Origin of the sequence: Thalassospira alkalitolerans (assembly GCF_002115745.1) — a bacterium.
Classification (GTDB): domain Bacteria; phylum Pseudomonadota; class Alphaproteobacteria; order Rhodospirillales; family Thalassospiraceae; genus Thalassospira; species Thalassospira alkalitolerans.
This window is the reverse complement of sequence record NZ_JFKB01000008.1, coordinates 188462-200428: the sequence shown is the minus strand read 5'-3', so window position 1 is coordinate 200428 and position 11967 is coordinate 188462. Positions and strand designations below refer to the sequence as shown.

The window sequence follows — 11967 nt, the reverse complement described above, 5'->3', positions numbered from 1 at the left end:
CGGGGGCGTCGGGTTCGTTCAGAAGGGAGGGCTTCTGAAGTGCTTAGGCGATGTGTGATGTCACATCGACATTGCCGCGTGTTGCGTTGGAATACGGGCAGATTTTATGGGCTTCTTCGACAAGTTTTTCGGCCTCTGCCTTATCAAGGCCCGGAAGCGAGACATGCAGGTCAACCGCAATACCAAAGCCGCCTTCGGAGCGCGGGCCGATGCCGACAACCGCCTTGACCGAGACATCCGCCGGGATTTTCGGACCACCCTGGGAGGAGACGAATTTCATCGCACCGATGAAGCAGGCGGAATAGCCCATGGCGAAAAGCTGTTCGGGGTTGTTGCCCTCGCCGCCAGCCCCGCCAAGTTCCTTGGGCGTGGTCAGTTTGACATCGAGGCTGCCGTCTTCGGTTGTTGCGCGTCCGTCACGGCCGCCGGTTGCACTTGCTGTTGCGCGGTATTTTACATCTACAGACATGGTTTTCATCCTTTGTTTGAACGTGATGGTTCGGTAGTTTTGAGAACCCGACGGTGAGGGGCTTGCCCTGATTGATATGTCGCCGGGGGGGCGGGGGCGCAACCGCGCCCCCGAAAAGTTGTGATCGTTATTCGCCGTAAAAGGCGGTTTTCAGATATTGGCCCGCCTGGGCAATGGCACCTTTGGCGGCCGGGGTGTCGGCCAGCGCATTAAGCATGACAAAATCATGGATCGTGCCGTTATAGCGGGCGGTTGTGACATTCACGCCAGCCTGTGAAAGTTTGCGGGCATAGGCTTCGCCCTCGTCACGCAGGACGTCGTTTTCATCGGTGATGACGAGTGCCGGAGCCTGACCGGCAAGCTGTTCGGGACTGGCATGGATCGGGGTGATTTTGGGATCGGTCCGATCAATGCCTTGGGGAAGATACTGGTCCCAGAACCATTTCATGGCTTCCTTGGTCAACCATGGGCCCGTGGCGAATTCGGTATAGGAGCCATTATCAAAATCGGCATCCGTCACCGGGTAAAACAGAACCTGTGTCGCAATTGCCGGGCCGCCGCGTTCCTGTGCCAGAAGTGAAACCACCGCCGTCATATTACCGCCCACACTATCCCCGGCAATCGCCAGACGGGTCGGATCGACGTTAAGCTGTTCGCCGTGATCGGCAACGTATTTGGTCACTGCGTAATCCTGTTCGATGGCGATCGGATATTTTGCTTCGGGGGATCGTTCATAATCGACAAAAACAAGGGCGGCATTGGCGCGTGTTGCCAGTTCGCGGATCAGTCGATCATGGGTTCCCGTATCGCCCATGACCCAGCCTGCACCGTGGAAATAAACGATCACCGGCAGGCGGTCTTGATTGCCCGCCGGGCGGATGATGCGCACCCGGGTTTCGCCGGTCGGCCCCACCGGGAAGACGGTATCAGTGATATCAACAGCCGGTTTGGCGATGTTGCCAGATTGCGCACCGGCCAGAACATCACGGGCCTGTGCCGGGGTCAGGGTATAAATAGCCGGGCCACCGGATGCGGCCAATGCATCGATGAAGTTCCGGGTGGTGTTTTCAAGAACCGGGTTTGCCAGCGCGGTGGTACCGGTCAGGGTGGCGGCCAATGCAAACGCCGCAGAAGCAATCGTCGTTTTCAATGTGTTCATGATTTTGATCCTTTAAGCATCCGTGCCGCGATGCGGCGTTGTTTGGTTGATGATTTTAAGTACCACACGATTGTATCGTGCACGATATAAAATTGAGAATGCGAGCCATGCAATTAAGTCGCTTGTAATTATATCGCGCACGATATAAAAATGTTGGTTTGCGAAGAATTCATCTATCTGGCTTGTTGCCTAATTCATTGCCCCAACCAATGCCTGACCGTTGGTTTGATCCGGTGCAGAGAACCGGTGACCCGATGGGGAAGGGTGGATGGCTGCGCCGAAAGCCCGGTTCGCATGGGACAGATGCAAAAGATATTAAGGAGAATGCCGCGATGAGCGATCAGGACAATGATTACCTAAAGCTGGAAAACTTCCTGTGCTTTTCGATCTATTCGGCAAGTCATGCCTTTAACCGTGTTTATAAGCCGTTGCTTGACGCGCTTGGTCTGACCTATCCGCAATATCTGGTGATGGTGACCCTGTGGCAGAAAGACGATCAGCCGGTGCGCAGTATCGGTGAAAAGCTGTTTTTGGAATCAAGCACGCTGACGCCGTTGCTTAAACGGCTGGAGGCCGCAGGGATGGTCGTGCGGACACGTGATCCGCGCGATGAGCGTTCGGTGCGGATCACCCTGACCGAGGCCGGATGGGCATTGCGCGAAAAGGCAAAGGAAGTGCCGCCCTGTGTGTTTGAGGCCAGCGGCCTTGATGAAACAACCGCCAAACGCATGATCAACGATCTTGAAACCATGCGAAACCAGTTGGAAGCCAGTGTGCCGGTCAAGTGATCAGCGGGGGGCTTTTTTGTCTTGATGATAAGAAAGCGCCCAGCCAAGGCAGATCTGGATCGGGGCCTTTGGCAGGGGGCGATCAAGGGCGATGATGATTGCCCGGTTGCCGTCGCATTCCAATATATCGCCAAAATGGCTGCGCGCGCGGTCAATCAGATCGGTTTTGCAGTTAAAATAGATCGCAACCTGATCGGGGGCCTTTGGTTTCCAATCGGCCCGGATGGTTGTTCCGACCTTGGGTTTGGTCAACCAGGATGGTTCGCCCCATTTCAGGGTTTCGGTGATTTCCCCGATTGCCGGATGATCCGCCGCCAGATCGAAGATCCAGCCCCGGATTTGCATTAATGCCGCATATGCGTTTGATGGATAACCCGCGAATTTAGCCGCCAGTTCAGCCGGTAATTCAGGCGGCTGTGAAGGGGCAGGCTTTGGGGGAGCCGGATCGATAATTGACGGCGTTTGTTGCATCGGGGTTCCTGGCGGAAAATGACATCGCCAAATCCTAGCACGAATTTGCATTGAAAGAAAAAAGGCGCGACATCCACAAGGAACATCGCGCCGAGTTTGCTGTTTGCGACAGCTGGGATGGGAAGAAAATTCAAGGCGTATCAGGCAACCAGTTTGCGAACGGTCTGGCGCATTTTTTCCAGATGTTCGTGATCAAGTGGCAATTGAAGAACACTGCAATCGCCATCGTGACGGGCAAGACGTGCTTGCAGGACGTCGGGAATGCTTTGCAGATGAAGATTAACGATCTCGCCCGGAGTTGTTGAAAGCGCCGGGCGAACGATAAGGTGAGCACAGGAAATTTCGGTCGTCTGCCCCTGCCAGTCGTCGCCGTCGTTTGACATGCGGGCGGGGATGGATACCGGATGTTTTTCAAAGGTGTCATCATCGACATCGTTGTTTTGCATGGCAGCAAGGAAAATGCCGACCTCGCGCCCAAGCAGGGCAGCTTCATGCGCGGTGGTATTTGCAACGTCGTGAACTTGTTCCGCATTGCTTTGGGCATCTTCGGCGCGGCCGCTAATGCCGGTAACGTTATTGGCGACGCGATGAGCACTTTCAGAAACAAAATCGACGCTGCGGGAAATTTCCTGTGTCGTTGCGTTTTGTTCTTCGATTGCGCCCATGATGGTCGTGACATACTGGTCGATGCTGTCGACGATTTCGGCCACATTGGAAATTGCATCAGCCGAGCTTTGCGATACCTGCTGAATGCGGCTAACGCGGGCGGAAATTTCTTCGGTTGCTTTGGCGGTTTGATTGGCCAGCGATTTGACTTCACCCGCAACAACCGCAAAACCTTTGCCGGCATCACCGGCGCGGGCGGCTTCGATTGTGGCATTCAGGGCCAAAAGGTTGGTTTGTTCGGCGATCTTGGTGATCAATTGAACGACCTGGCCGATTTCTGAGGCAACGGCTTGCAGGCTGCGCATTTCCGATTGCGAGGTTTCAGAATAACCGACAGCGTCTTTGGCAATATTTGAAAATTGCGTGACCTGTGACGAGATTTCGCCAATCGCCGCGACCATTTGCTCGGTTGCGGCACTGAGGGCCTGCGCATTGCCCGATGATTCTTCGGCTTCGGTCGCGACCGAGGTCGCCAGACTGTTAGTATCGGCAGAATTGGTGTCGAGCGATTTGGCGCGGGCGACCATTTCTTCGGAGCTTGACAGAATTTTATCGAATACGGCGCCGATGGATGACCCGAATACGCCCAGAAGGTGATTGCGTTCGGATTGGCGCTGTATTTGTTTTTCCTCGATCCGTTTTTGCGCGTCTTCGAGTTCGCGGGCGCGGATCATGTTTTCCTGGAAGACTTTCATCGCATCGGAAATATCGGCAACTTCATCGTTAAAGCGACTGACAGGGACCGGGGTATCAAGCTTGCCATTGGCCAGTTCACCCAATGCGCTGGTCAGGTTCTTCATCGGTACTGTGATGCTGCGCCCCAGATAAATCGACATCAGGATGCTTAGAAGTGTTGCAAGGCTCGATAGAACCGCAATCGTGATTTTTCCGTCTTTTTCGTCGGCAAGGGCGCTTGCCATTGAGGTCCGGGTAAAGGCGGAGATTTGGTGCAGAAGTTCGGCAATTTCGGTGTCGAGACTCTTTTGTTCGGCTTCTGTCAGGATGACGGTGTCGATCAAAGACTGGCTTTCGATCTTGCCGTCGTCGATGCCTTGGAAAATGTCGGCAACATGCGTTTCATAGCTTTGATGCTCTTTTTCGATGCGATCCAGAGCCGCGGAGACAACTTTGAATTCCTGGCGGGCTTTGTCGGACAGGTCGCCAGACAGGAACTTGGTAACCATCGCGCGCGCGGTGGTAATTTCCGTGTCGGTTTTGGCGGCGATTTCTTCGAAGTGATGGCGTACCGACTCAAAGCTCTCAGCCTTGTCATGCGCGGTTATGCCGCTTATGCGCAATGCTTTTTCCATCAGGATTGCTTGTTCAAGCTGATGCTGGGTAATTTGTTCCAGAAGCGCATTTAGCGGCAGGTCGCGGGCCGTGACTTCTTCAAGTTCGTGCCCGATGATGGTCATCGTATAGACACTATACCCGCCCAGCACGCAGATTGATAAAACCAAAAATCCGACGAGGCTGTATAGGCGCTGGGAAATGCGCATATTGCCAAAGAAGGTACTCATCAGCGGTGTCTCCCTATTACGGTCCAACAGCATTCGCTGATGGGTTGCAAACCAATATATCCATTTGGATGGTATATTTAGCTTGAAACCTATCCTATCCCTATATGGGGAGTATAGTGTTTTTACCTATCCTTTTGGTGGTTAACCTACTCTTTTGTATCACATTTTAGTGAGCTTTGACTAAATGCTTTGGATCAGCAACCAGATCGCGGCACAGGCCATTACGCCATGTTGAATGACCATTGCCGGGGCAATAAGGGCGGGGCCTGATCCTTTTAGGGTGCCGATGGCGTGTAAAACGCGGGCAATAACAAAGGCAGCGGCAACCGGCCAGATCCAGGTTGAATTTGCAAGGACGGCTTCCAGACCCAGCACCACCAGAATGCAAAACGGGGCATTTTCGATGAAATTGCCATGTGCCCGCATGCGCCGACGCAACGCCGGATCATTGGCATCGCCCAGCGCAACCTGAAGATCGCGGCGGCGGAAAGATACATTCAGGCTCAGCACGATCAGCATCAGGGCAAAAACGCCGGTCAGGCAAACGGTTACGGGGATCGCAAGCATGGTGATTTTCCTATGCATTGGTTAAGGGGCGCCAATAGCTTAGCCTGAAATAACAATGCTGAGAAGGCGTAGCCAGGGCCGTTGCACGTTGATGCCCTGTGATGGTCTGCTGTGTGAATTTTGCGCGTTACTTCGTGTTTTAGGCCTGTCATTTTTAAAAATGGTCCGGTGTACGGCCAATTTAACCAACCATCCCGCCAAAGATGCCTGATCCGGGCTTGATCTTGGCGCGGTGCAAGGATAGCTTCGCGCACGCGCGACATGCCGGTTATATATAAGGTATATAAAGGGCCGTTTCGCACGTAACCGGATTTCCATAGAATTTATCGATCCAACTGACAAACAAGGTTTCAAAAATGACAGCCGATCTTCGTGATGCCGCCCTGAACAGCAACGTTTGGGCTTTCCAGGAAGCCCGCAAGCTGGTTGAGCGGTATAAACAGAAGAAGCCTGAAAAGGGCTATGTGCTTTTTGAAACCGGTTATGGCCCGTCGGGCTTGCCCCATATCGGCACCTTTGGCGAAGTGGCGCGCACGACCTATGTGCGCCGCGCGTTTGAACAGATGTCTGATATTCCGACCAAATTGTTCTGTTTCTCGGACGACATGGACGGGCTTCGCAAGGTGCCCGACAACATCCCGAACAAGGAAATGGTCGCCCAGCATCTTGGCAAGGCCTTGACCAGCGTGCCCGATCCATTTGGCACCCATGAAAGCTTTGCCCATCATAACAATGCGCGGCTTTGCGATTTTCTTGACAGCTTCGGCTTTGAATATGAATTCAAATCATCGACCGAATGTTATCGTTCGGGAATGTTTGACGCCGCACTTTTGCGCGTTCTGGAACGTTATGATGCGATCCAGAAAATCATGTTGCCGACCCTTGGCGAAGAACGCCGCGCGACCTATAGCCCATTTATGCCGGTCGAACAGGACACGATGAAAGTTCTGATGGCAAAAGTCACCGAGCTTAAGCCTGAAAGCGGTACCATTGTTTATGAGCACCCTGAAACCGGCAAGCTGATCGAAACCCCGGTGACCGGCGGGCATTGCAAATTGCAGTGGAAACCCGATTGGGCGATGCGCTGGTATGCACTGGGCGTTGATTATGAAATGGCGGGCAAAGACCTTATCCCATCGGTCGAGCTTGGCAACAAGATCGTCAAGGCACTGGGCGGCACCCCGCCGGAAGGCTTTAATTACGAGCTGTTCCTTGACGAGAACGCACAGAAAATTTCGAAATCCAAGGGCAATGGTATTTCGATGGAAGACTGGCTTAAATATGCGCCGGAAGACAGCCTGTCGCTGTTTATGTTCCAGAAACCAAAAACTGCCAAGCGTCTGTATTTCGATATCATCCCGAAAACGGTTGATGAATATCTGACCTTTGCCGACAAGCTGAAAACCGAAACCGATCCGGTCAAACTGTTGCAGAACCCGGCATGGCACATCCATGAAGGCAAGGCACCGGAACGCGAAATTCCGCTATCCTTCGGGATTTTGCTGAACCTTGTGTCCGTGTGCAACACCAATGACCCGGAACTTCTTTGGGCGTTCATTTCGCGTTATGCCAAGGGCGCAACCCCGGAAAACGCACCGTATCTTGATAAGCTGGTCGGCTATGCGATCAATTATTACAATGACTTTGTCAAACCGGCGAAAAAATACCGTGCCGCGACGGATGCCGAAAAGGCCGCCTTGACCGAATTACGCGATATGTTGAAAACCCTTGATGCCGGTACCAATGGGGGCGACATCCAGACCCAGGTATTCGAAGTTGGTAAAAACCACAATTACGAAAACCTGCGGGATTGGTTCAAGGCGCTTTATGAAATTCTGCTGGGGCAGGAACAGGGCCCGCGCATGGGATCGTTCATTGCGCTTTACGGTATTGATGAAAGTGTTGCCCTGATTGATCGCGTGTTGGCGGATGAAGACCTTGGTGTTTGATAAGTTGGTCTGAATAAAAAGACCCTGACCCAATGCGAAAAAGGCCTGCATATATCAATATGCGGGCCTTTTTTTTGGGGCAGACTGTAATGGGCGTGTTCGATTTTATGATGTCGGGGGCAGATAGGAACGCCAGGTTTTGTGTTCAAAAGGTGCCAGAATAAACTGCCGGGCCTTGTTCCAGCCAAAGCCGAACGCGATCACAAGGGCGCCAACGATGAAACAGACCAGTGCAACGGTCATCGATGGGTCAATTGATGCGTGATTGAAGCCTGAATTGACCAGATATCCGACATAAATCAGACTGCTGATGATCGGTGATCGCCGATCAAATGCCAAAGAAAACAGCATTGCGGCGATAAGCACAGGAATCATGATCAGGGTGGCTGTATCAACCATTGCAGCAACGGAGTGAATGGTCATCGGCGCACCGATGACATAAAGCCAGAACGCACACTCGGCCCAGCCATTCACACGTTTGGGGTCTTTTGTGTCGACAATTACGGCAAGGATCAACAACAACAGCCCGGTCAGCGTGACAAGATAGTTGATATATTGGTTAAGCGGTTGACCAAACCAAGCCAGAAGCAAGGACCATATGACGCCGACGATGCCGAACGCAATCAGGGCAAACGATATTGGCAAACGGTAGCGGATGAAAAAGCCAACCTGAAAGGCAAACCCGGTTATTGCGATCAAGACAATGACGTTAACGGATTGCTGCGTGAAATCCCAAACGTCATCAAGGTTGAAGATGTTTTCTGATTTTCCAGCCAAAAACATATAAAGCGCGACAAGATAGATCATGATTGTTGCGCAAAGCGAGACCATGATAATGCTTGAGGGCAAGGTCGCCTTGAGCTTTCCGGCAACATATTCTGCCAGTGCGGTGAAACCTGCGATCGCGACAAGGGGCGCTATCCAGAAAATGGTGCTGTTGGTCAACAATCCCCATAGAATGAACCAGCCGATGCTGAGTACAGTGATGCCCAGCGCAAGGAATATATCGTTCATTCCTCGAAACAAGGTGAACTTTTCGGTTTCAAGGGCTTCTTGGCTGTGGCTGGTCAGGAACGTCTCAAGCCTGTCAAAAGCATCGTGACTAAGCGCCCCTTCAGATACAGCTTCTTTGATATCAGCAAGCGAATATCGATTGTCTTTAACCATTGGCTCCAGCCAGTTTTTTCAAGGTGTCGGATGGCAGTCTGATACAATGCAAACGGGATCGGTTCAATTTAAAGGCAAAGATAATGCCCGGCGCCAAGTCCGGTATATGGCGGGGGCCGCCAAGGTTGCCATCAAGAAACCGGATTTTATTGATGGTATTGTCGGTGTTAGGCTGGACCTAAATCATGGTCTATGAAACGAATTCGTGTTTCTTGTCGCTGTTAAATATCGTTTCTGGGTGTAACAAAGGGACCAACATCATGAGGATCGTAAGAATTGCTATCGTGGGCATTCTTGTCGGGATGCTTGCAGCCTGTTCGACCGGGCCACGGGTCTATACCGATGTTGATCCGGTGGCGGATTTTAGCCGGTATCAGAGCTTTGCCTTTTTTGAAAGTGCCGGAAAATCGACCGAGAAATACGGCACCCTGATGGGGCAACGGTTGGAAGATGCGATCAGTTCCGCATTGGAAGCGCGCGGTTATCAGGTTGATACCCGTCATCCCGATATTCTGGTTAATTACCATATTGAAGAAATCGAAAAACAGCGCGTTCAGCCGACCACGTTCCATGGCGGCTATTACGGATATCGCAATGGCATGTATGTCGGATGGCCGGGCTATGTTGAGCCGGGTTATGTTGATACCTACACCGAAGGCACGATCACAATTGATCTGGTTGACCGTCGAGCCGATCAGATGATCTGGGAAGGCACGGCGGTTGGGCGTGTGACCAATGACATGCGTAATGCCCCGGATCAATCGGTACGCAATGCGATTGCCGCGATCTTTGGCAAATATCCCTATGTCGCGGGCAGCAATGTTTTGGTGGTGCCTGTTGCGCAATAGGCGCGTTGTCTTTGAAGATCGGCGCATTTCACCAGACACCCAAACGGGCCGGTATTACACCGGCCCGTTTGGGTGTTCGGATGGCTGTTCGGATGGCTGTTCGGATGGCTGTTCGGATGGCTGTGCGGATCAGCTTTGTTCGGCAAAATCCCAGTAAAGGTCCTGCGCGCGTTTGGTTACCGGGCCGGGTTTCAGGTTGCGGTCGTCAAGTTTGACGCAAGGGGCGACCTTGTAATAATTGCCGGTGCCAAAGATTTCGTCGGCAGTTTCAAGTTCGGCATAGGTCACAGTTTTTTCGGTGACTTCAACCCCGTCTTCACGCAGCAGCTTGATCACGCGCTGGCGGGTCAGGCCGTTTAAGAAGGTGCCGTTGATGACGGGGGTAAAGACCTTGCCATCCTTGGCATAGAACAGATTGGCATAGGAAAATTCCGCGACATTGCCGTTCGGATCCAGCATCACACCGGTATCAAAGCCGTCCTTGTTGGCCTCGCTAACCGCGCGGCCGACGTTGGGATACAGGCAGGATGCCTTGGCCTCGGTCGGGGCGCTTTCGGGGGATGGGCGGCGGAAACTTGATTTGCGGGCGGTAAAGCCGGTTTTGATGCTTTCAGGCAGCTCGGATACTGAAATGCACAGAACGAACTGCGCGCTTTCCGGGGTTGGGGCCAAGAATCCTTCGCCGCCATAGACAATCGGTTTGATATACAGGGCAAGGGCCGGATCGAATTTTTCAACGCCTTCACGTGCCAGGGCAACGATTTCATCGGCGGTGATTTGCGGGGCAAGGCCCATCAATTCGGCCGAGCGCAGGACACGGGCGCAATGGGGCACAAGGTCGGGCAGCTTGCCATTCATGCGGCGCGCACCATCAAAAACCGTGGAGGCCATCCACATGCCATGGGTTTGCGGGCCGATAATAAGCGGATTGCCTTCGTGCCATTCGCCCTTGTACCAGGTCCATGTCGTAACGGCGGTGGTATCTGTATTGGTGGCGGCGTGGCCCATTCTTCTTGCTCCTGATTGCTTGGTCGGGTGCCATATCTGCGCATTGCGGGGCTATGCGTGACGTTCAGAATAGGGTTTTTGCGCAATCGGGGTCAAAGAAAACTGACATAAATGGACGGTGAGGCGCAAAATTGCGGGAAATGACAGTTTGGTGAAATATCACGTATTATGCACACGTGTGCGTTGGCGGGTTGGGGCGCCTGTGCTATGTGTTTACCCGGACCACAAAGGCAAAATCAGATGCCGAAAAGGTCAAAAAACAGTGCGGCAGGGGAATTTGCACCGATGAGCAAGGCAGAACACAAGCCTGCGACCCGTGACGGGGCTGAACCGGGCCGCGATGTGCAGCATATTGTGACTTCGGCCGATGTCGCACGCGAAGCCGGTGTTTCACGGTCGACCGTATCGCGCTGTTTATCGGGTGATCGGCGCATATCGGATGCCACGCGCAAGCGAGTGCAGGAAACCGCCAACCAACTGGGTTATCAGATCAACAAGATCGCGCGATCAATGAATACGCGCAAAAGCGATTTGATCGGGTTGGTGACATCGGGGCTTTCCGATCCGTTCCGGGTGGAGTTTTTGGACAAGCTGATCTTTGCCATTCAGCAGTCGGGATATCGGCCATTGGTGATTGATGTATCCGATCCGGCCCAGATGGGTACATCGATGATGCATCTGTTGCAATATCAGGTCGCCGGTGTGGTGGTGACATCGGGAAGCCCGCCGCCCGAGGTTGGTGTGCATTTCCTGAAACGCAATGTGCCGGTGGTTCTGGTTAATCGTGCCGGGCGGCTTGACGGTGCCGATGTGATCAATTGCGACAATGTGCGCGGTGGGGAATTGGCGGCGGATTTGTTGTTGGGAACCGGCAAGACCCGGTTCGGGTTCCTGAACGTCAAAGGCGGTACATTTAGTGGCAATGTGCGCGGTGAAACCTTTGTTTCGCGTCTTGCACCAGGCTTGGCCAACGGGGATATCAGCTTTACCCCGCTGGTTTGTGACAGTGCCGATTATGACGGTGGATTTAATGCCGCTGTCAAATTCCTGGCACAGCCGGAAACCGCGCCAAATGCGATTTTCTGTGCCAAGGATCATATTGCGCTGGGGCTTTTGGATGCGGCGCGGTTTGAGCTTGGCCTGCGGGTTCCCGAAGATATTGCAGTGGTTGGATTTGACGATATTGCAGCCGCAAGGCAGGGGGCCTATCAATTGACCACCGTGCGCCAAAGTGCGACGAAACTGGCGGAAATGACGGTGGATCGCCTGCGCCAGCGTATTCGCGGCGATAACCTTGCCGATCAGCGTCTGATCCTTTCGGTTGAGATGGCACGCCGACGAACGGTGTAAAAGCA

Annotated in this window: 12 protein-coding genes; 5 read left to right on the top strand and 7 right to left on the bottom strand. The window is 53.1% G+C overall.

Annotated features, from left to right (window positions below):
* Positions 1-43: 43 nt before the first annotated feature.
* Both TALK_RS13175 and TALK_RS13170 read right to left on the bottom strand, forming a co-directional pair.
* Positions 44-469 (bottom strand): organic hydroperoxide resistance protein, encoded by a 426-nt coding sequence (locus TALK_RS13175; protein ID WP_085619587.1) that lies wholly within the window; start codon positions 467-469, stop codon positions 44-46.
* 127 nt (positions 470-596) lie between these two features.
* Positions 597-1628 (bottom strand): alpha/beta hydrolase, encoded by a 1032-nt coding sequence (locus TALK_RS13170; RefSeq protein ID WP_085619585.1) that lies wholly within the window; start codon positions 1626-1628, stop codon positions 597-599.
* 332 nt (positions 1629-1960) lie between these two features.
* Here TALK_RS13170 and TALK_RS13165 point away from each other — a divergent pair, with 332 nt between their 5' ends.
* Positions 1961-2416 carry a MarR family winged helix-turn-helix transcriptional regulator gene (locus TALK_RS13165; protein ID WP_085619656.1) on the top strand — a complete coding sequence of 152 codons (456 nt, stop codon included), beginning with the start codon at positions 1961-1963 and terminating at the stop codon, positions 2414-2416.
* Here TALK_RS13165 and TALK_RS13160 read toward each other — a convergent pair whose 3' ends face one another.
* The 3 genes from TALK_RS13160 to TALK_RS13150 form a co-directional block, all read right to left on the bottom strand.
* Positions 2417-2887, bottom strand: a complete 471-nt coding sequence (locus TALK_RS13160) for a DUF1801 domain-containing protein (RefSeq protein WP_085619583.1) — start codon at positions 2885-2887, stop codon at positions 2417-2419.
* A gap of 140 nt (positions 2888-3027) precedes the next feature.
* On the bottom strand, positions 3028-5073 hold the full coding sequence (locus TALK_RS13155; protein WP_169715030.1) for a methyl-accepting chemotaxis protein: 2046 nt from the start codon (positions 5071-5073) through the stop codon (positions 3028-3030).
* Between the two features lie 180 nt (positions 5074-5253).
* Positions 5254-5640 (bottom strand): MAPEG family protein, encoded by a 387-nt coding sequence (locus TALK_RS13150; RefSeq protein WP_085619578.1) that lies wholly within the window; start codon positions 5638-5640, stop codon positions 5254-5256.
* Between the two features lie 356 nt (positions 5641-5996).
* Here TALK_RS13150 and TALK_RS13145 point away from each other — a divergent pair, with 356 nt between their 5' ends.
* Positions 5997-7589: a lysine--tRNA ligase gene (locus TALK_RS13145; RefSeq protein ID WP_085619576.1), complete on the top strand. Its 1593-nt coding sequence runs from the start codon at positions 5997-5999 to the stop codon at positions 7587-7589.
* A 105-nt stretch (positions 7590-7694) separates the two neighbouring features.
* Here the strand turns inward: TALK_RS13145 and TALK_RS13140 are convergent, their stop codons facing one another.
* On the bottom strand, positions 7695-8756 hold the full coding sequence (locus TALK_RS13140; RefSeq protein ID WP_085619574.1) for a hypothetical protein: 1062 nt from the start codon (positions 8754-8756) through the stop codon (positions 7695-7697).
* A 260-nt stretch (positions 8757-9016) separates the two neighbouring features.
* Between TALK_RS13140 and TALK_RS13135 the strand changes: the two genes are divergently transcribed.
* Both TALK_RS13135 and TALK_RS22120 read left to right on the top strand, forming a co-directional pair.
* Positions 9017-9604: a DUF4136 domain-containing protein gene (locus TALK_RS13135; protein ID WP_085619572.1), complete on the top strand. Its 588-nt coding sequence runs from the start codon at positions 9017-9019 to the stop codon at positions 9602-9604.
* Positions 9594-9761, top strand: coding sequence for a hypothetical protein (locus tag TALK_RS22120; protein ID WP_169715029.1), 168 nt, complete (start codon positions 9594-9596; stop codon positions 9759-9761). The genes TALK_RS13135 and TALK_RS22120 overlap by 11 nt, the downstream gene beginning before the upstream one ends.
* Here TALK_RS22120 and TALK_RS13130 read toward each other — a convergent pair.
* Entirely contained in the window at positions 9734-10612 is an 879-nt protein-coding gene (locus tag TALK_RS13130) for a branched-chain amino acid aminotransferase (RefSeq protein WP_085619570.1), read from the bottom strand. The two genes, TALK_RS22120 and TALK_RS13130, sit on opposite strands and share 28 nt — an antisense overlap.
* A 285-nt stretch (positions 10613-10897) precedes the next feature.
* Between TALK_RS13130 and TALK_RS13125 the strand changes: the two genes are divergently transcribed.
* Positions 10898-11962: a LacI family DNA-binding transcriptional regulator gene (locus TALK_RS13125; protein WP_169715028.1), complete on the top strand. Its 1065-nt coding sequence runs from the start codon at positions 10898-10900 to the stop codon at positions 11960-11962.
* Positions 11963-11967 lie beyond the last annotated feature (5 nt).